Annotated in this window: 13 protein-coding genes, 2 tRNA genes and 1 rRNA gene; 6 read left to right on the top strand and 10 right to left on the bottom strand. The window is 35.2% G+C overall.

What is annotated here, in order from left to right; genetic code table 11:
* The first annotated feature begins 83 nt into the window (after positions 1–83).
* From HJ01_RS08745 to pafA, 4 genes are all read left to right on the top strand, one after another.
* Positions 84–156, top strand: a tRNA-Phe gene (locus HJ01_RS08745).
* A gap of 6 nt (positions 157–162) precedes the next feature.
* Positions 163–248, top strand: a tRNA-Leu gene (locus tag HJ01_RS08750).
* Between the two features lie 124 nt (positions 249–372).
* Positions 373–482, top strand: a 5S ribosomal RNA gene (gene rrf, locus HJ01_RS08755).
* A 295-nt stretch (positions 483–777) separates the two neighbouring features.
* A complete protein-coding gene (gene pafA / locus HJ01_RS08760) occupies positions 778–2,391 on the top strand; it encodes an alkaline phosphatase PafA (RefSeq protein ID WP_007138013.1) in 1,614 nt (537 codons plus the stop codon).
* Between the two features lie 71 nt (positions 2,392–2,462).
* On the opposite strand, the gene lysA is transcribed toward pafA, so the two are convergent.
* From lysA to gltB, 3 genes are all read right to left on the bottom strand, one after another.
* Positions 2,463–3,680: a diaminopimelate decarboxylase gene (gene lysA, locus HJ01_RS08765; protein WP_007138014.1), complete on the bottom strand. Its 1,218-nt coding sequence runs from the start codon at positions 3,678–3,680 to the stop codon at positions 2,463–2,465.
* 299 nt (positions 3,681–3,979) lie between these two features.
* Positions 3,980–5,434 (bottom strand): glutamate synthase subunit beta, encoded by a 1,455-nt coding sequence (locus HJ01_RS08770; protein WP_007138015.1) that lies wholly within the window; start codon positions 5,432–5,434, stop codon positions 3,980–3,982.
* Between the two features lie 2 nt (positions 5,435–5,436).
* Positions 5,437–9,951, bottom strand: coding sequence for a glutamate synthase large subunit (gene gltB / locus HJ01_RS08775; RefSeq protein WP_007138016.1), 4,515 nt, complete (start codon positions 9,949–9,951; stop codon positions 5,437–5,439).
* A gap of 418 nt (positions 9,952–10,369) precedes the next feature.
* On the opposite strand from gltB, the gene sucC reads away from it, so the two are divergent.
* Positions 10,370–11,563, top strand: a complete 1,194-nt coding sequence (sucC, locus tag HJ01_RS08780; RefSeq protein ID WP_007138017.1) for an ADP-forming succinate--CoA ligase subunit beta — start codon at positions 10,370–10,372, stop codon at positions 11,561–11,563.
* A gap of 114 nt (positions 11,564–11,677) precedes the next feature.
* Here sucC and HJ01_RS08785 read toward each other — a convergent pair whose 3' ends face one another.
* The 5 genes from HJ01_RS08785 to HJ01_RS08805 form a co-directional block, all read right to left on the bottom strand.
* Positions 11,678–12,337 (bottom strand): oxidoreductase, encoded by a 660-nt coding sequence (locus HJ01_RS08785; RefSeq protein ID WP_007138018.1) that lies wholly within the window; start codon positions 12,335–12,337, stop codon positions 11,678–11,680.
* Between the two features lie 7 nt (positions 12,338–12,344).
* A complete protein-coding gene (locus tag HJ01_RS08790; protein WP_040473818.1) occupies positions 12,345–12,809 on the bottom strand; it encodes a DUF1456 family protein in 465 nt (154 codons plus the stop codon).
* Positions 12,810–12,874: 65 nt separating this feature from the next.
* Entirely contained in the window at positions 12,875–13,900 is a 1,026-nt protein-coding gene (locus tag HJ01_RS08795; protein ID WP_007138020.1) for an aminotransferase class I/II-fold pyridoxal phosphate-dependent enzyme, read from the bottom strand.
* Positions 13,901–14,917, bottom strand: coding sequence for a dipeptide epimerase (locus HJ01_RS08800; protein ID WP_007138021.1), 1,017 nt, complete (start codon positions 14,915–14,917; stop codon positions 13,901–13,903).
* A 63-nt stretch (positions 14,918–14,980) separates the two neighbouring features.
* Positions 14,981–15,784: an alpha/beta hydrolase gene (locus HJ01_RS08805; protein WP_007138022.1), complete on the bottom strand. Its 804-nt coding sequence runs from the start codon at positions 15,782–15,784 to the stop codon at positions 14,981–14,983.
* Between the two features lie 58 nt (positions 15,785–15,842).
* Here HJ01_RS08805 and HJ01_RS08810 point away from each other — a divergent pair, with 58 nt between their 5' ends.
* Positions 15,843–16,244, top strand: coding sequence for a hypothetical protein (locus HJ01_RS08810; RefSeq protein ID WP_007138023.1), 402 nt, complete (start codon positions 15,843–15,845; stop codon positions 16,242–16,244).
* On the opposite strand, the gene uvrB is transcribed toward HJ01_RS08810, so the two are convergent.
* Positions 16,241–18,232 (bottom strand): excinuclease ABC subunit UvrB, encoded by a 1,992-nt coding sequence (uvrB, locus tag HJ01_RS08815; protein ID WP_007138024.1) that lies wholly within the window; start codon positions 18,230–18,232, stop codon positions 16,241–16,243. The genes HJ01_RS08810 and uvrB overlap by 4 nt on opposite strands.
* 129 nt (positions 18,233–18,361) lie before the next feature.
* Positions 18,362–21,415 (bottom strand): TonB-dependent receptor, encoded by a 3,054-nt coding sequence (locus HJ01_RS08820; protein WP_007138025.1) that lies wholly within the window; start codon positions 21,413–21,415, stop codon positions 18,362–18,364.
* Positions 21,416–21,595 lie beyond the last annotated feature (180 nt).

Genomic DNA, 21,595 nt, shown 5'->3' on the forward strand with positions numbered 1-21,595 from the left:
GTCGTCGCCTTTCTTTTGAAAGTCCCGTTTCTTATGAAACGGGATTTTTTTTCAAAAATTACTTTATAAGTATAAAGTATAATGGTACCTTAGCTCAGATGGTAGAGCAATGGACTGAAAATCCATGTGTCCCTGGTTCGATCCCTGGAGGTACCACAAAATGCTCGGATGGTGAAATTGGTAGACACGCTGGACTTAAAATCCAGTGAACAGCAATGTTCGTGCGGGTTCAAGTCCCGCTCTGAGTACTAGAAACTTCAGTTGGCTAACGCTGGCTGAAGTTTTTTTAAGAATAAACATTTTTATGTATAAAGTAATTGTCTAGTATTGGACAGTCAAGGAATAAGGAGTTTATTTCTTGACTAAAATGCTTAAGGTGGTTATTGCGGCGGGGCTCACCTCTTCCCATCCCGAACAGAGTAGTTAAGCCCGCCTGCGCAGATGGTACTGCAGTTATGTGGGAGAGTATGTCGTCGCCTTTCTTTAATTTGAACTTGTTTCAGATTCTAAAACCCTGTCTAATTTAGATGGGGTTTTTTTGTGCCCAAAAAATATGATGTTTGTTCGAGCTCGTAGTTGGGGATGGTTTGTAGATTAGTTGTAGTATGTAGTCTTTCTTACCTTAGCTTTATTATTGTTTGTATTGAGAACTTATTGTTTGCTGCAAGAAATGTTTAATTTAATGTTAAATCAAATTAGTTGTTAGTCATTCGTAGGTATGATTTAAATGAGTTAGTTGTTTAATGTGTATTTTTGTGATAAAAAATATATTTTAAGATGAAAAAACTGATTTTGTTTTTGGCATTTATTAGCATGTCAAATTTACAAGCGCAAGAACGACCTAAATTGGTTGTAGGTATTGTTGTTGATCAAATGAAAATGGAATATTTATATCGTTTCTCCAATGATTTTTCTAATGATGGTTTCAAGAGATTAATGGGTAATGGGTACACTTTTCAAAACATGCATTTTAATTATATGCCAACGTATACTGCTCCTGGACATGCTTCGATCTATACGGGGACCACTCCAGCAACCCACGGAATTGTAAGTAATGAGTGGTTTAGTAGAAAGTTAGGTACAGAGATGTATTGTACCGATGATGCGAGTGTAAGTACTGTAGGAGATGGTACAAAAGAAGAGGGGGAAATGTCTCCTAAAAATCTATTAGCTACTACGATTACTGATGAATTGAGAATGGGAACTAATTTCAGGGGGAAGGTCATTGGTGTGAGTCTTAAAGATCGGGGATCTATACTACCTGCAGGTCATTTTGCAAATTGGGCATTTTGGTACAGCAAAACGGGTTCTTTTATTTCTAGTACTTTTTACGGTGAAAAACTTCCAAGTTGGGTTCAAAAATTCAATGACGAAAAACATTATATGCCCTATATCAATAAAGGATGGGATTTATTGAACCCTAAGAGCACATATGATGAAAGTTTAGAGGACAATAATCCATATGAAGGTAAACTGTATAATAGTTCTGCTCCAGTTTTTCCTTATGATTTAAAGGACATGTATGCTAAAAATGATGCGGGCGTGATTCGTTCAACACCATTTGGAAATAATTTATTGGCAGAATTTGCGATGAAAGCAATTGAAAAGGAGGAATTAGGAAAAGATAATATTACAGATTTCTTGACGGTTAGTTTTTCTTCTACAGATTATGTAGGTCATTTATTAGGGCCGAGATCGATGGAGTTACAAGATACCTACTTGCGATTAGATCAAACTATAGCTGAATTTTTGAACTATTTGGACAAAACAGTTGGAAAGGATAATTACTTATTGTTTTTGACTGCAGATCATGCCGGTGCTGAAAATGTAAATTATTTAAAAGATCATAAATATAATGTCAACAGTATAAGCCCTAAAGACATTAGAAATAATTTAAAGGATTTCTCTATTAAAACTTTCGGAGCTGATTTAGTGTTGAATTACTCAAATTTCAATTTGTTTTTTAACAAAGTAACTATAAAAGCGCAAAACCTTGATTTGAATGTGGTCAAAGAGGCCTTTAAAGGGTATTTAATGACTCAAGATTATGTTAAAAGAGTTTATACTGAAGAGGAAATCTTGAATTCAACGGGCAGCGATTATTTTTTAAATTTTATTGCTAAAGGTTATGATGTCACGCAAAATGGAGACATGGTTATTTTAGACAAACCAGGTTATATTGAATATCAAGGGACGGGTACTTCACACGGGACGATCTATTCATATGACACTCATGTTCCTGCTATTTTTTACGGATGGCATATTAAAAAAGGAGAATCGTATAATAAAAAAGAAATTACTCAAATAGCGCCAACAATTGCTCAGAAGATAAAGATTTCGTTTCCTAATGGAACAGAAGCTAATGTTCTAGAAGAAGTTTTGAATCAATAATTTAGTAGTTTAGAGGTATAAAAAAAGCTGTGTTTTATAAAACACAGCTTTTTTTTATGACTATTTTTTTTCTAAACAGTAGCTTCTATTGGTAATGGAATTTGATTTGTAAGTAAATCTTCAAATGTTTCATGAGCTCTGATTAAATATCCTTGTCCATTCATCCATAAAACTTCGGCAGGTCTGTATCTCGAGTTGTAGTTAGAAGCCATAGAGTAACAATAAGCACCAGCGTTTCTAAAGCTTAAAATATCACCTTCTTTGATTTCAGGAATTCTTCTGTTATTAGCAAAAGTATCTGTTTCACAAATATACCCTACCACTGAATAGAATCGCTCTTTTCCTTTTGGATTAGATATATTATCAATTTGGTGTTGTGAACCGTACAGCATTGGGCGAATTAAGTGGTTAAATCCACTGTCTACACCTGCAAAAACGGTTGATGTTGTTTGTTTGATTACATTAACTTTTACTAAAAAAGAACCTGCTTCACTTACTAGGAATTTGCCTGGTTCGAAGATTAAGGTCAATTCTTTGCCGTATTCTTTACAAAATGCATTGAATCTTTTAGATAGTTTTTTACCTAGTTCTTCAATATCTGTTTCGATGTCATCTTTTTTGTAAGGCACTTTAAATCCACTTCCAAAATCTAAGAATTCTAGGTTTTTAAAATTCTTTGCAGCATCAAATAATATTTCAGCAGCATATAAAAACACTTCTATATCAAGTATGTCAGAACCAGTGTGCATGTGTATACCTACGATGTTCATTTTTGTGTTTTCAACAATACGTACTAAATGAGGTAGCTGGTGGATTGATATACCAAATTTACTGTCTATATGGCCTACTGATATATTTGTGTTTCCACCTGCCATCACGTGTGGGTTGATACGGATACATACAGGAACATTGGGATGTTTTGCTCCAAATTGCTCTAATATAGAAAGATTATCAATGTTTATTTGAACTCCCATTGCGTTTACCTCTTCGATTTCTTCAAGAGATACTCCGTTAGGGGTATAGAATATTTTTTCTGGTGCGTATCCTGCATGAAGCCCTAAAAGTACTTCTTGAATAGAAACGGTATCTAAACCAGATCCCATTTCTCTTAGTAATTGAAGGATGGCCACATTAGACAATGCTTTCATTGCGTAATTAATACGCAAGTTGTCTACCTTAGAAAAAGCTTTTGTTAATCTATTGTATTGCGATTTTATTTTTTCGGCATCATAAACATATATTGGACTGCCAAATTGTTCTGTTAACTGAAGTAAGTCTTTTGGTTGCATTGTTATGTATTTTTAGCAAATTTATTATTCTTTTATGAATACGGCAAGCGAATAGTGAAATTGTAACAATTTATAACAAAATGTTTTAAATTGAACAAAAAATAGCTATTTACCATAAAAATGGGTGAGAGATAGTAGTGAAAAGCCCGCAGGTACTAGAGCGCTAGCGGAAGTGACGAGGACTTGAAACGGATAGCCCGACCCAGTAGTAACGATAGTGGATGCTGGGGCACCCCCATAAATAATAAAGCTGTCAGAAATTACTTTTTGACAGCTTTATTGATCATTTTTTATTTTTTTTATAAGCTTGGTAAATCCCCGTTTCCTTTTGTAGGTAAGTTCGTGGATCCCATTAAATATAAATCAACTTCTCTTGCGGCTTCACGACCTTCAGAGATCGCCCAAACAATTAGAGACTGCCCTCTGCGCATATCTCCAGCTGTAAATATGTTGGGTACATTCGTTTTATAATTCGTTGCTTTGTAGTTGCTTCTCATATCTAGGTCTAATCCCAGTTGACTACTTAAAGTTTTTTCTGGACCTGTAAAGCCTAAAGCTAGTAATGCTAAATCACATGGCCAAGTTTTCTCTGAACCTTCTTTTTCTATTAATTCCGGTCTTTGTCCCGGAGTTATTTTCCAAGCTACTTCAACTGTTTTAAGTCCTACTAATTCTCCTTTATCATTAGCGATAAATTCTTTAGTGTTGATCAACCAGTTTCTGTCGCAACCTTCTTCGTGTGAAGAAGATGTCTTCAATTGCAAAGGCCAAAATGGCCAAGGTGTAGTTTCGCTTCTTCCTACTGGTGGTTTTGGCATGATTTCAAAATTCGTTACCGATTTTGCACCATGTCTGTTTGAAGTTCCCACACAGTCAGAGCCTGTATCTCCACCACCTATAACGATAACATCTTTACCGGTAGCTTTGATTTGGCCTTGAATTTCTTCTCCGTAAATCACTTTAGTTTGCTGTGTCAAGAAGTCCATTGCTTGAACAACTCCTTTTATCTCAATCCCTTTTGTAGGTAAGCTTCTTCTTTCAGTAGCACCACCACACAAAACGATAGAGTCGAATTCATTTAATTGATCCACACTATAATTAACACCAACATTTACATTGGTTTTAAAAGTGATTCCCTCTGCTTCTAGGACTTTAACACGTCTATCGATAATTCCTTTTTCTAATTTGAAATTTGGAATTCCGTAGCGTAGTAAGCCTCCAATGGCATTGTCTCTTTCAAAAACAGTAACGGTGTGTCCTGCTCTGTTTAATTGTTGTGCAGCAGCAAGTCCAGCAGGTCCAGAACCAATCACGGCTACTGTTTTTCCCGTTCTTGTTGCAGGAGCCTGTGGTTTTATCCATCCTTCTGCAAAACCTCTTTCGATAATATTTTTTTCAATATTTTCAATAGCAACTGGCTCTTCTATAATTCCCAGCACACATGATTTCTCGCACGGAGCAGGGCATAAGCGACCTGTAAATTCTGGAAAGTTATTTGTTGACTGCAATATCTCCAATGCACTTTGCCATTCTTCCTGATGGACCATGTCGTTAAAATCAGGAATTAAATTTCCTAATGGACAGGCACTGTGACAAAATGGGATTCCGCAATCCATACATCTTGAACCTTGCTCTTTTATTTTTTCTTTTGACAAAGGAATCGTAAACTCATTATAGTTTGATACACGTTCCTTAACTATTGTGTTGCTTTCGTCCGTTCTATTGTATTCTTTAAATCCACCTATTTTTCCCATGACTATGCTATTAATTCTTCAATTTTCTGTTCGTCTGCCATTCTTTGTAATGCTATTTTGTAATCAGTAGGCATTACTTTGACAAAATGGTTACTTTGGTTTTCCCAGTCTTCCAAAATTCTTTTGGCTAATGGGCTATTAGTATACATAGAGTGATTTTTAATTAAACGTTTCAGTTTTACTAAATCTTCGTCTTCCAGTGTTTCCAATGCTACCATTTCCATGTTGCATAAACCATTCTCGAATTGTTTTTTCTCATCGAAAACGTAGGCAACACCACCACTCATTCCAGCGGCAAAATTTCTACCTGTTTTTCCAAGTACTACGACTGTTCCTCCGGTCATGTACTCACATCCGTGATCTCCAATTCCTTCAACGACTGCCACAGCTCCTGAGTTTCTCACTGCAAAACGTTCGCCTGCCATTCCATTTATGTATGCTTCACCTGTTATGGCTCCATAAAGTGCCACATTTCCTATTATGATGTTTTCTTCTGGTTTGAAAGTAGCAGTAGGTGGGACTTTAATAATTAATTTTCCTCCTGAAAGCCCTTTTCCTAAATAGTCATTACAGTTTCCATGAATTTTAAAGGATAATCCGTTTGTTGCAAATGCACCAAAACTTTGTCCGGCTGACCCTGTGAAATCTACTAAGATGGTGTCTTCAGGTAATCCTTGTGCACCGTATATTTTTGAAATTTCATTACTTAAGATAGCACCTACAGAACGGTCTGTATTTTTAATATCAAATGTAACTCTTGTTTTTTCTTTTCTATAGATAGAAGGAATCGCTGCTTTTATAATCTGAAAATCAAGTACATTTTCTAATGCGTGATCTTGAGTTGTTGTATTATGATTCGGTACTGTTTTAGCTTCCTCTGGTTTGTAAAGGATGTTAGATAAATCTAATCCACTTGTTTTATAGTGCTTGATGGCTTTGTTGACATTCAATTTTTGTGATTGTCCCACCATTTCTTTTAAGGTTCTAAATCCTAATTGCGCCATGATTTCTCTTAACTCTTCTGCAATAAAATACATGAAGTTAATAACGTGCTCTGGTGTTCCTTTGAAGTTTTTTCTTAGTTCAGGATCTTGAGTTGCAATTCCAACTGGACAAGTGTTCAGGTGACAAGCTCTCATCATGATACAACCCGATGCTACTAAAGGTGCTGTTGCAAAACCAAATTCTTCCGCTCCAAGTAAGGCAGCAATAGCCACATCACGACCTGTTTTTAACTGTCCGTCACACTCTAATACTACACGACTTCTCAAATCATTTAAGATTAAGGTTTGTTGTGCTTCTGCAAGTCCTAATTCCCATGGAATACCAGTATGCTGAAGAGAAGTTAATGGAGCAGCTCCAGTTCCTCCGTCATATCCTGAAATCAAAATTACATCTGCTTTTGCTTTAGCAACTCCTGCAGCAATTGTTCCTACACCTACTTCAGAAACTAATTTTACGTTCACACGAGCTTCACGGTTGGCATTTTTTAAATCAAAAATCAATTGAGATAAATCCTCAATAGAATAAATATCATGATGTGGTGGAGGGGAAATCAAACCTACATAAGGTGTAGAGTTTCTCACTTTTGCAATCCAAGGAACTACTTTTTCGCCTGGTAACTGCCCGCCTTCTCCAGGTTTTGCACCTTGAGCCATTTTTATTTGAATCTCTTTGGCACTAGTTAAATAATTGATAGATACTCCAAATCTTCCTGAAGCAACTTGTTTGATGGCACTATTTTTAGAATCACCGTTTAAGTCTTTTATAAAACGTGAAGGATCTTCTCCTCCTTCACCAGAATTACTTTTTCCTCCAATTCTATTCATGGCAATAGCCAAGTTTTCATGAGCTTCCTGACTGATTGACCCATAAGACATGGCACCAGTTTTGAATTTTTTTACGATTTCAGTCCAAGATTCTACTTCATCGATAGAGATAGGATCTAGGTTGTTGAATTCGAATAAACCTCTAATTGTCATTAGGTTTTTACTTTGGTCATTGACCATCGTAGCATATTCCTTATAACTCTCAGGGCTGTTTAATCTTACTGCTTGTTGCAATTTTGAAATTGTAGTTGGATTAAACATATGTTTTTCACCCGTTCTTCTCCATCTGTATATACCTCCAATTTCTAAAGGTAAAAGGCTTGCGATTTTAGAATTTGGAAAAGCTTTTTGGTATCTTTTCTTAATTTCTTTTTCCACTTCAATTATTCCAATACCTTCAATTCTTGAAGGAGTATACGGGAAATATTTTGTGCTGAAAGTTTTGTTTAGACCTAATATTTCAAAAATTTGGGCAGCTCTATAAGAATGTAACGTAGAGATTCCAATTTTGTTCATGATTTTCAAAATCCCTTTTGCAATAGCTTTATTATAATTTGCAATTGCGTAATCTGCTTTTATATCAGTAATAAAACCTTGAGCTACCTGGTCGCGTATAATTTCATTTACTAAGTAAGGATTGATGGCACTTGCACCATATCCAAATAATAATGCAAAATGATGCGGCTCACGTGGTTCAGCGGATTCGATAATAATTCCGAATTTTGAACGAACCTGCAATATATTCAATGAATGATGAATATATGAACACGCCAATAACATTGGTATTGGAGCCATTTCGGCACTTACACCTCTGTCAGATAGAATGATAATATTATGCCCTTCCTGAACGGCTTTGTATGTAGCCTGAACACATTTTTCCAATGCGCGCTCTAAACCATTGGCTCCCTTCTCTATTTTGTATAAAGTAGATATCGATGCCGATTTAAAATCAGGATGGTCAATGTTTTTTATTTTATCTAAATCCTCTTTTGAAATAACAGGATTTTGAATTTTAAGTTTTTTACAATGTTTTGATTCAATATCAAAAATATTGTAATCGCCACCAATTGCTAAACTAATGTCGGTAATTATTTCTTCACGAATACCATCCAAAGGAGGATTAGTAACCTGAGCAAATAATTGCTTGAAATAGTTGTATAAAAGCTGTGGTTGATCCGATAGTACTGCTAGTGGAGTGTCATTACCCATAGAGCTAATGACTTCGGTTCCTTTAGCACTCATTGGGTTGATGATGGTCTTTAAATCTTCAATAGTATATCCAAACAAACGCAATCTTGTTTCGAAATCAATATTTTCTGTAGGTGTGTCATTATTCGTATACGGTACCTTTGCTAATTGCAGTAGGTTCTCGTTCAACCATTTTCTGTAAGGACGTTTGGTTACGATGGCATTTTTAATCTCATCATCTTCAATGATACGACCTTCGTTCATGTCTACAAGGAACATTTTTCCTGGTTCTAATCTACCGTGTTGTACTACATCTTCCGGTTTGATGTCAAGAACACCAATTTCAGAAGCCATAATTACAAAACCACCTTTAGTGAGTGTATATCGAGAAGGACGTAATCCATTTCTATCCAATAAAGCACCAATAACATTACCATCTGTAAACGGAATAGAAGCTGGTCCATCCCATGGTTCCATGATACAAGCGTTGTATTCGTAAAATGCTTTTTTGTCATCAGACATGGTTTGGTGTTTTTCCCAGGCTTCAGGAACAACCATCATCATTGCTTCTGGTAACGAACGACCTGTCATCAATAATAATTCAATAACCATATCCATAGAAGCAGAATCAGATTTTCCTTCTAATATTATAGGAAACATTTTTTTGATGTCATCCCCAAAAACGTCACTTTGCATCAATTCTTCACGGGCACGCATTCTGCTGATATTTCCTCGAAGCGTGTTGATCTCTCCATTATGGCACATGTAACGAAATGGTTGTGCCAATTCCCAGGAAGGGAAGGTGTTAGTAGAAAAACGCTGGTGCACTAGAGCAAGTCGAGTCACCAAATCATCGTCAGTTAAGTCAGTATAATAGCCGCTAATATCTTCCGGCATTAGCAATCCCTTATATATTATAGTTGTGGTTGACAAACTTGAAAAATAGAACATATGACTTTGCGAAATTTTAGAATTCCGTATGGTATGTTCTGCTATTTTTCTGGCTGCAAAAAGTTTGGCGTTAAACTGTTGCTCAGTCAAATCCAATCCGTTTTTACCAATGAAAATTTGTTTTACTGTAGGCTCTTTTTCTGCTGCAATTTTTCCAAGAAAGGCAATGTCAACTGGTACGTCTCTCCATCCTAAAACATTCAATTTTTGGTCGCGCACGGCACTTTCAAAAGTTTCCATACAAAATTTAACCTGGTTTTGCTTTTTTGGTAAAAAAACCATTCCAACGGCATATTCTCTTGTTTCGGGGATTTCAAAGTCACAGACTTTTTTGAAGAAATCATGAGGGATATCAAAAAGGATTCCTGCTCCATCTCCAGTTCTTCCATCTGCACTTACAGCGCCACGATGCTCTAACTTAATTAGGATATCGAGTGCTTTATGAATAATGTCATTAGACTTAATTCCATTTAAATTACAAATAAATCCCGCACCACAATTATCGTGTTCAAATTCGGGCAAGTAAAGGCCTTGTTCTTTAACTTTCATGCTTAATAGTTTTTTACAAAAATAAAGTATTCAGTAGGTTTAATGTATTAAAAACAGCAATTATAACATATTTTTGCAGTAATAGTATAAAAACATTGAATAAATAACAATAATAAATTTTAACCATAGTTGAATTGTCAAATTAATAATCACTTATGGTTAAAAATGTAAAAATCAACAATAATTAGGGGGGAAATGCCGCTTCAGTGTCGAATATTTCAAACGATATAGTGTTCACAGATTCATAATCTTAAACATCTTTTTTAAAGCAAAAATGTGCTTTAGATTGTCAGAATTCTGATGTAAATAAGGTTTCCTTTTTTAAATAGGAAAAAGATTTCTCTTTTTAGATGAATTTTGCTATTTTTGTACCACTTATATTCTGAAATAAATTCAGGATCCAGACAAATTCTATATTATGAACATACACGAATATCAAGGAAAAGAGATTTTAGCTAGCTACGGAGTTCGCATTCAACGTGGAATCGTTGCTAATAATGCAGTTGAAGCAGTTGCTGCTGCAAAACAATTAACTACTGAAACGGGAACGAGTTGGTATGTAATTAAAGCGCAAGTTCATGCAGGTGGACGTGGAAAAGGTGGTGGAGTTAAATTAGCTAAAAACCTACAGCAAGTTGAAGAAATTGCAGAACAAATTATTGGAATGCAGTTAGTTACTCCTCAAACTTCTGCTGAAGGTAAAAAAGTACACAAGGTATTAGTTGCTGAAGACGTTTATTATCCTGGAGAAACTGAAACTTCTGAGTTTTATGTATCTGTATTGTTAAATAGAGCTACAGGACGTAATATGATTATGTATTCTACTGAAGGTGGAATGGATATTGAAGAAGTGGCTGAACACACACCACATTTAATCTTTACAGAGGAAATCGATCCTTCTGTAGGATTACAAGGTTTTCAAGCAAGAAGAATTGCCTTCAACTTAGGTCTTTCTGGAAACGCTTTTAAAGAAATGGTAAAATTTATCGATTCTCTATATAATGCATATATAGGATCTGATGCATCAATGTTTGAAATCAACCCGGTTTTAAAAACATCTGATAATAAAATCATGGCTGTAGATGCTAAAGTAAATATCGATGATAATGCTTTGTACAGACAAAAAGCGTATGCTGATATGCGTGATATCCGTGAGGAGAATCCAATTGAAGTAGAAGCGAAAGAAGTAGGGTTAAACTACGTTGACCTTGATGGTACTGTAGGATGTATGGTTAACGGAGCTGGATTAGCAATGGCGACTATGGATTTAATTAAGTATGCTGGTTTTGAGCCTGCTAACTTCCTTGACGTAGGTGGAACTGCTGATGCAAAACGTGTTGAAACTGCTTTCCGTATTATCTTAAAAGATCCAAACGTTAAAGCAATTTTAATTAATATTTTTGGAGGTATTGTTCGTTGTGACCGTGTGGCACAAGGAGTTGTAGATGCTTACAAAAACATGGGTGATGCTATAAATGTGCCAATTATTGTTCGTTTACAAGGTACAAATGCAGCTATTGCAAAAGAATTAATTGATAATTCAGGAATGCCAATTTTATCTGCTGTTGAATTTCAAGAAGCAGCTGATCAAGTAACTGCAGCACTTTCTTAATTACAAAATAGTTATATATTAAAAAATCCTGTTCGCCGTGGCGAACAGGATTTTTTTATGAATTATAGTGAAATCTAAAAATAATAAAATGAAATTTTTCTGAGCTATTGTTTTTTAACGACCGCCTATTTTTTCAATAATGTCAGATTCGTATATTTCAAATCCTGGAGTGTTCTTTTGTGCAATTTTAAAAAGAGCTTTTGCAACAACAGTACTTTCAATGGGTTTGTATTTTTTTAACTTTCCAACTAATAAAAAAGCGAAGGCTTTCATAAAAAAAGCACCAACTTTTTCGCCTAATCTGAATTCAGTTCGGTTGCCTAGAAGGAGCGAAGGTTGTAATATAGAAATGCTTTCGAAATTACATTTCTTTAGAAAATCTTGGATTTCGCCTTTTGTTTTCAAATAGAAATTTCCAGAACTTCCATCTGCACCTAAGGATGAAATAATAAGGTATTTCTTAACTTTGTTTTGTGAAGCTAAAGTGGCAAACTGGCTTGGGTATTCAAAATCTACTTTTCTAAATGCTTCTTTGCTTCCTGCTTTTTTGATTGTTGTACCAATGGTGCAAAAGAAATCATCTCCGATAACTAAGTCTTTATAAGTTTCCGGTTTGTCGAAATCTATAATATGTTGTGTTAATTTAGGGTGTGATATTCCGCTATCCCTTTTTACGAAAGTGATTACTTTTTCATATTGGGCGCTGTCTAATAAGAGCTCCAGTAAATGGGAACCAATTAAACCTGTACTTCCTATTATTAAAGCTGTTTTCATGCAAGTATTATTTTTTATCCTTACCGAAATTGTATTTTACCTTTTCTACTACCTGCACTTTGGCATTTCCTTTTGGATATTGCTTTTTAGAAGGTTTTTTAGTAGCCGATTTTGACTTTGAAGGACTTTGGTCCCCTCTAGACTTTTCTTCGTCTCTTGGTTTTGCTTTAAATTCAGGTCTTTCTTTTGCTCCTTCTTTTGCTGGAATTTGCGCTTTGTGTTTTGCTAAAACGTCATTTGGGTTTTTTGGATTTTCTTTTGTTCCACGTAAATGGATAACTAATGCGTTCAAAAAGTTACGTAAAACCTGATCACCACATTCCATATAGTTTTCATGTTTTTCGTCACGGAAAAAAGCGCCTAATTCAGATTTAGTAATTCTAAAGTCTACCAATTCTAAAATTTCAACTATTTGGTCATCACGTAACATTAAAGCAACGCGCAGTTTTTTGAAGATATCGTTATTTGTCATCATGTTCTTAATTTTTTACAAAGGTACGTTTTTAAAGTATTTGTGCATCAATTTTGAATTTGGAATTAGCTGTGGTTTAGAACGCGAATTATTTTATCCAAATCGTCTTTATTGTGATTGGCGGTAATTACAATTCGGTTTAAATCTTTAGCAGCTGTTGGGTATTTAAAATTTGTAATTATTATTTTGTGGCAAGCAAAAATTTCAGCGCTATTTTCATCTTCAGGGTAAATAATAGGGTATTCAGGATTAAAACTAAATGCGTTTCTTTGCAATAAATGTTCTTTGAGGTAATCCAAATTATCTTTTAGTTTTCGATTTTGTTGAATATATAATTCTTCGGCATCGGCTATTGTTTGGGCAAAAGCCGGATTCATTCCAGCGCTTGAGACAAAAATAGCATTGTTAGTTATTTGTTTGATGAATTCTGAATCGCTGGCTATTACGCCTCCAGTTAATCCAAAAGCTTTGCCGAGAGAGGAGACCATGATCTTTCTTGTAATGTTTGGGTAATTAATAGACGAATAGATACCACAACCTTTTTCTCCTAATATTCCAAGTGAATGAGATTCGTCAACAACTAATGTGATTTCTTTATTCATTGGAATCAAATTTAGAGCTGAAAGATCAATTTCTTTTATTTGAAATGAAGGGAAGGAGTCTGTTAGAATTGTGATTTTTTCCTGTACATCATCTAAAAGGCGAGGGTTTAGTTCTGTTCCAATAAAAAAGGGAATGCTATTCGGCGTTTTAATCGCGGTATGGGTGTCGGGAAAATTAAAAAAGCAGTCAGTTTGAGGATTTAAAGTATCTATTACTAATTTTCCCGCTAACATACCAGATGAAGTAGTGAGTGCGGCAGCTGCTTTTATGAATTTAGCTAAAAAATGTTCCCCGTGTTCGTAGGCGGTCAACTTAATGTTAGCGCTTCTTGAACTACCATAAGAGCTTCCCCATTGTAAAATATTCTTTATAAGAATATTTTGAAAATCAGTATTCGTGGGTAAGCCTAAATAGGCAGTCCCACCAAAGTATAAATAATCCTCGTTGTCTATTTCAATTATTCGATCAGGAAACTTATTGACCTTCATTTATAGCTTGTTTAAAGTAACTCCGGTACCGTTTAATTTAGAATAGGATATAACTCCATCTTTAATTGTTACACCAGTAGCAATGTCTTCTGCCAGCAATAAAGCACCATCCATATCTACATAATCTAATTGAGGAAGTAAATGTGCAATAGCGGAGATTCCTACAGAGGATTCAGTCATACAGCCAACCATTGTTTTCAGACCAAGGGCTTTTGCTTGCTGGATCATTCTTCTTCCTGGTGTTAATCCGCCACATTTGACCAATTTTACATTGACACCATGAAAATGATTATGGCATTTGGCTACGTCTTCTTCTATAATACAACTTTCATCAGCTATAACTGGTAAAACTGAATGTTTGAATACTTCTTTGTGTCCGTCCCAATTATCAGCTTTCATGGGTTGCTCTAGGAATTCGACTCCTAATTTTTTTAATGCAATAGCATTATTAATGGTTTCTTCCACTCCCCAGCCACAGTTCGCATCAATTCTAAAAATAGCATCAGTATGTTTTCGAAGTTCGGTTACAATCGCAATATCTTCTTTGGTTCCCAATTTGATTTTGTAGATTGGCCACGGTAATTCCTTCATTTTAGCTACCATTTTCTCTATAGAAGCGATTCCGATAGTGTAATCCGTTAGTGGGTTTTTAGTAATCGTATAATCCCATAACTGATATAATTTTTTTCCTTTTTTGCGTGCGTACAAATCGGTATACGCCATGTCCAATGCACATAATGCAAACATATCCTCTTTTAAATAAGGATGTATTTTAGCCCAGAATACTTCTGGAGTTTCCTCAGTGGTAGATTCAATAATGGATCTAATTTTATTCAAATCAGCCATCATCACCGGAACGGTTGTTTTGTAATAAGGATTTGAAGTTGCTTCTCCATAACCTGAAAAACCGTCGCTTTTTAACTCAACAATCAAAGAAGGTTGCATGTCTATCGACTCTCTTGAAATGGTAAATGTATGTTTTAATTTTAGGTCGTATGCTCTTAATATTAGCTCCATAATAGGTCGTATGTATAAAGTTCGATTTATAATTAATGTGTTTGTATGATTTTAATGATTAGGTTAGTAGCTTAGCCACTGTATAGCATTTGAAAAACCATCACGCCATAATTTTTCATTGTGTTCGCCATTCTTGACTATTACTTTTTTTGTTAAATGAAGGCAGCTACATCTTTTTTGGTTGACAATTGTTTCCATTTTGTTTAGATCAGATACCATGTCATCGCTTTCTTTATCACCGCACATGAAATAGATTTTGGTCTTCATTTTTTTGCTATCATTAGCCAAATCAAAGATTTTATTAGAAAACCAAAAAGATGGTGAAAAGATAGCGGCCTTGCCGAATATTTTGGGATATTTAAGGACAGCATAATAGGAAACTAATCCGCCGAGCGAACTTCCCATGATTATTGTGTTTCTTGCTTTAGTTTTTGCTCTGTATGTTCTATCAATTTGTGGTTTTAACTTTTTGACGATAAATTCAAGATAAGCATCGGCATTACCGCCGCCGTATTTTTCGTTTTTATAAGGAGTAAGTTCGTCCATTCGTTTTTCATTTCCATGTTCTATTCCTATAACTATTACTTGTGCGTTGATACTGTCCAGTTTTTCATCAACATTCCATTCTCCTGCATAGGATGTTTTTGTATCAAATAGATTTTGCGCATCATGCATGTATATAACGGAATACTTTTTATTGGAGGACGAATAATTCTGTGGTAGGTAAACCCATATTTTTTTTGAGGTCTCTAATTGTGGTGCTTCAATTGTGAAAGTGGAAACTTGTTTTGAAGCGGTGCTTTGTTGCGCTATGTTTTTTCCAACGATGAAAAAAAATAGCAGAACCAGAATAAATTGTTTAATCATTATTAAGATTTAGGGTTTTCATTATAAAAATGATATTTTAGCTAAAATTAATAATTTGATGAATACATACGAAGAAAAAAAGAGCTTACTTTTAGAAATGATTGCGTTTTCTACTGTTGACGGTCATTTGAATAAAAGAGAATATGAATTTTTGTTTCTGATTGCGAATGAACTGAATATCGAAAAAGGAGGTTTCAATGATTTATTTCATCAGGAATTACCCAAGTTACCATTAAAGACAGGGTTTCAGCGTATCCAGCAATTTTATAGATTGGCACTATTGCTGTATAATGACGGTGTTCTACATGTAAAAGAATCAGTTGCCATTAAAGAAATTGCCATGAGGATGGGTTTGAATTCCGAAGCTAGCAAACGAATTTTAAAAAAGGTTGAAAAATCTCCAAAAACGATTATTTCGTCTGCTGTTCTAATGAAAATTTTTAAAGAAGAGCAGCTTTAATTTAACTGGGTTTGTAATTTTTTTATGTCGTCACGCAGTTTTGCAGCCTGCATAAAATCTAAGTCTTTTGCCGCTTTTTCCATTGATTTTCGTTTTTCTCTGATTCGTTTCTCAATTTCGACTTTTGAGAGATATTCAGTTCCTGATTCTGCAGCAGCATCTAATGTTAATCCAAGTTCGTAATCCACCAAAGGATTTTTTGTGAATGCACTTTCAATTTTTTTGTTCAGTGCTTGCGGTACCTGATTGTTTGCGACATTAAAATTAATTTGCTTAGTTCTGCGATAATTGGTTTCGTCAATGGTCTTTTGCATACTGGCAGTAATTTTGTCTGCATACATAATGGCTTTCCCATTTAGATTCCTAGCGGCGCGACCAATGGTTTGTGTCAGGGAACGATGGCTACGTAAGAAGCCTTCCTTATCTGCGTCCAATATAGCAACAAGGGATACCTCTGGTAAATCAAGTCCTTCACGAAGTAAGTTGACCCCAATTAAAGCATCAAATAAGCCTTTTCGTAAATCCTGCATGATTTCAATACGTTCTAATGTGTCTACATCAGAATGTATATATCGACAACGAATGTTAACTTTTGTGAGGTATTTAGTTAATTCTTCGGCCATTCTTTTAGTTAAGGTCGTAATCAAGACTCGTTCATCCAACTCACAACGGACTTGAATTTCTTCGATTAGATCGTCAATTTGGTTTAAACTTGGGCGAATTTCGATTACTGGATCCAATAATCCTGTCGGGCGAATCACTTGTTCTACCACCACTCCTTCTGTTTTTTGCAATTCATAATCTGCAGGAGTTGCCGATACATAAATTACTTGATTTTGCATCGCTTCGAATTCGTCAAATTTTAAAGGACGATTATCCATGGCGGCAGGAAGGCGGAAACCATATTCCACAAGGTTTTCTTTTCTGCTACGGTCACCACCATACATAGCATGTACTTGAGATAGCGTAACATGACTTTCATCAACTACCATCAAATAATCTTTCGGAAAATAATCTAACAGGCAAAATGGTCTTGTTCCTGCTAATCTTCCATCGAGATAGCGAGAATAGTTTTCAATTCCAGAGCAATATCCTAATTCGCGAATCATCTCTAAATCGAAATTAGTTCGTTCTTCCAGTCTTTTTGCTTCAAGATGCTTTCCAATCTCTTTAAAATAATCAACTTGTTTTACTAAATCTTGTTGGATTTGCCAGATTGCACCCTGCAATACATCTGGAGAAGTCACAAACATATTTGCGGGATAGATGGTTAGTTTTTCAAATTTCTCAATGACGGCAGCGGTTTTTACGTCAAAAGATTCTATTTCTTCAATTTCGTCGCCAAAGAAATGAACACGAAATGCTTCATCCGCATAGCTAGGATAAATATCTACAGTATCGCCCTTTATTCTGAAACTTCCAGGATTAAAGTCGGCTTCAGTTCTAGAGTATAAACTTTGGACCAACTGATGCAATAATTTAGTGCGGGATATGTTCTGTCCTGTTTCAATTGGAATTAGGTTTTTCTGAAATTCGACTGGGTTTCCAATACCGTATAAACAGGATACGGATGCGACTACTAAAATATCTCTTCGTCCAGAAAGAAGTGAAGCGGTTGTTGACATTCGCATTTTTTCTAGTTCTTCATTGATAGACAAATCTTTTTCAATAAAGACACCAGTAACGGGCATAAATGCTTCTGGTTGGTAATAATCGTAATAAGAAACGAAATATTCTACCGCATTATTCGGGAAGAATTGTTTAAATTCTGAATACAACTGAGCCGCTAAGGTTTTATTATGTGCTAAAACTAATGTTGGTCTTTGTACTTCTTGAATAACATTGGCCACTGTAAATGTTTTACCAGAACCGGTAACTCCTAATAATGTTTGGAATTTATCACCATCAATTATTCCTTGAGTTAATTTTTCAATTGCTTGTGGCTGGTCGCCTTTGGGTAGGTAATCTGAAACTACTTCGAAATTCATTTGTATTAAGGGACAAAGTTTTTAGAATTACAAAGTTACGAAGATTATAACTATTCTGAGCGGGAGATGATTCTAAAATAAAAAACCACCATGCGAACATGGTGGTTTTGAAAAATAAAATAGTTTTTATTAGAAACTGAAACTTAATCTAGCAAAAACGAATCTTCCGTTTTGTCCAAATTGCGATGTGTTTCTTGAATATACAAATTGATTTGCATTTGATAAATCAATTGAATTATTTGAAGATGTAGTAGGGGAATAAATTACATTTCCGTTAGTGTCAACTCCAGAAGCTCTTTGAGCAATTGTTTGTGGTCCTAGATTTGCTGTTGGGTAAATATCAAAAATGTTGTTCGCTCCAATTACAACTTTTGTCGAATTAGAAACTTTATACCCTACAGAAAAATCTGTAATGATTCTTGCAGCCCATACAGGGTGCTCGTTTTCAACTACTTTATTGTTGACAATAATAGCATTGATCGTTCCATCTCCATTTGCATCAGCGATGTTTGGATCAGTTACTTCACCAAAGTATACGTTTCTTAAAAAGAAATCGAATTTATTAACTGTAATCGAGTTCGTTAAATTTGCTTTTACTCTTGGTACCGCTTCTTGAAGATATACTCTACTAGATTCAGAGAAGTATCTGTTAATTTGACCATTATCAATTAATATTTGAGAACCGTGAATATCACCTACTTTTTTAGTGTTTGATATAGTTCCAGATAAATCTGTTTTTAAAGTTAATCCATTTCCAACATTTGCTTTATGGCTGATAACGATGTCAATTCCTTTTGATTCAGTATCAATAGCATTAGCAAAGAATGTTGCTGCAGTAGCATTGGCATTATCAAATAAAGTGTTTAACTGTGCTGCTGAACTTCCTGCAACAGGAGTTCCTCCTGGTCTAGAAAATTGATCAGTAAGAACCACTCTGTCTGCAATTTTTACAAAATAAGCATCAGCTGTTATAGTAAGTTTTGCTTCAGGTACTTTAGCCGTGAAACCAACACTAGCACTTTTTGACTCCTCTTGTTTCAATTGAGGAATTCCTAATAGTTTTGCAGCAGGCGAATCGTTACTAAATGTTCCTACTTCAAATGGTACACCTCCTACAAATTGTGTAGCAGTTGAGTTAAAGTAAATTTGGTGTAATGAAGGTGCTCTAAATCCTGTAGATACTGCACCACGTAAGTTAATATTATCTGTTACTTTATAACGAGTAGCTATTTTGTAATTAGTTGTACCACCAAAATCAGAATAGTTTTCATAACGCAATGCTCCGTTTAGCAACCATCTTTCAGTTACATCGTATTCTAAATCTGCATATACAGCAGCACTATTTCTTCCTTTGTCTACGGTGTTTGCCGGTTTGAACCCTGGGAAAACTTGAGCTCCACCTGCTCTAACTGAGCCATAAAAATCTGTAGCTTTTAAGTTGGCAGCAGTGGTTGCGTTAACAACTGCTCCGTTTATATCGTATTGATTGTATGAGTCTGGTTCACCAGCTGTAATTTGGAAATTTTCATGTCTGTATTCTGCTCCAAAAGCTACGTTCAATTTGTCAATTTTTCTAGAGACATCAAAGTTAGTTGTGTTTTGAGAGAAGGCTAATCCACCAGCATCAAATTCAGTTGGAGAGTTTTCTCTCAGTGAAGAATTCAAAGTGTTTTCAATATTGTAATCGAATCCGTTTCTACCATATGTGTTACTTAGATCAAAGTTCCATTCTTTAAAAATTTTACCTCTAAGACCTGCAGCTGCTGAAATGTCATTGATAGTAGAATGAATTTCAGGTAAGAAACCATTAGGATATAAAAAAGTATAAGTTCTTGATTGATTCGGTTTTCTATAAAAACCTGCCGCTTCACCAGTTCTATGACTTGTTCCTCCAAAAGCGTATACTTCAAGATTTTCATTGATAGGGTAAGCCGCATTTAAGAAGAATTGTGCACTTTGTAGTGAAGATTGTCCCACTTTCATGTTAAAATCTCTTCTTTGTAATTTTCTGTAAGCTAATTCTCCTGCTGTTGCATCAAAGTTTAATGCAGTTTGCATAGCACCGATTGTATTTGCTCCAAGAATTGAAGCTTGTTGTGCAGCAGAAAAATAGTTGACAGTCGGAGCGTATGTTTTAATCGCACCAAGTATTTGAGCAGTATTTGGAGTATTAGTAATATTTCCCCATAGTGAATTGATATTTGTTCCTGCTTCTGTCGCTCTTTGTTCAATTGCATTAAATCCGCTGAATAATCCACCAGTTACATCATTTGCTCTACTAGTTTGTCCTCTTAATTGAAAACTTCCAGTAGCATTGATGAAACTTTTTTCTTTTCCTAGGCTTGTACCGTAATTTAAATCGATTTGTAAATTGTTTCCGTCATTACCACCTCTGTGGTCGTTAGCCCCTTTAGAAAAATTACTTCCTCCTAGGATATTAATGTCTAATTTATTGGTCGCTTTTTTAACATTTACGTTAATTACACCTGCAATAGCGTCTGAACCGTACTGTGCAGAAGCACCATCTCTTAAAACTTCGATTTTGTCAATTGCAAAAGCGGGAATAGCATTTAAATCTGTTCCTACAGATCCTCTTCCTGGAGAACCATTAATGTTTACTAAAGAAGAAGTGTGTCTTCTTTTTCCGTTTACCAATACCAAAACTTGGTCAGGACCTAAACCTCTTAATTGAGCAGGATCAATATGATCCGTTCCATCAGCTACAGTTGTAGTATTTGATGTAAACGACGGCGCTACCATGTTTAATATTTGGTTTAAGTTAGCTTGTGGCCCTTGTGAAGCAATGTCTTTCATGCTAATTACATCAATAGGCACAGCTGATTCAGTTACTGTTCTTGCAGCGCTACGAGATCCAAGAATGACAACATCTTGAAGTGTTACCCCACTTTCTGCTAAAGAAACATTAACAGTACTTCCTGTAACTTTAACGTTTTTGGTTTCTAGACCAACATAGGAGAATTGTAAGATGTCTCCAATTTTTGCCATGATCGAATATTTACCATCAGCATCAGTAGTGGAACCGTTGCTAGTGTCTTTTACAAGAACAGAAGCTGCGGGTAGGGTTCCTTTTGTCGCATCAGTAACGACACCAGAAACTTTAATTTGCTGTGCAGTTAATCCTGCAGAGAAAATTAAGGTTAGAATAAAAATAAGCTTTTTCATTATTTGGTTTGTTTAGTTTGTTTTGGCTAATTTACAAATTAATAAACGATATGTTATTTATATGTTAAAAAATAACAAATTATCAATAGGATGTTTTATTTGGTCAGTAATTTATGTAATCATCAGTGTTGTGGCTTTTTTTCTGTTGATTGGATAATTTTAGGCTTTTTTTAATTTTAG

This window comes from Flavobacterium frigoris PS1, from assembly GCF_000252125.1.
GTDB classification, from domain to species: Bacteria; Bacteroidota; Bacteroidia; order Flavobacteriales; family Flavobacteriaceae; genus Flavobacterium; species Flavobacterium frigoris_A.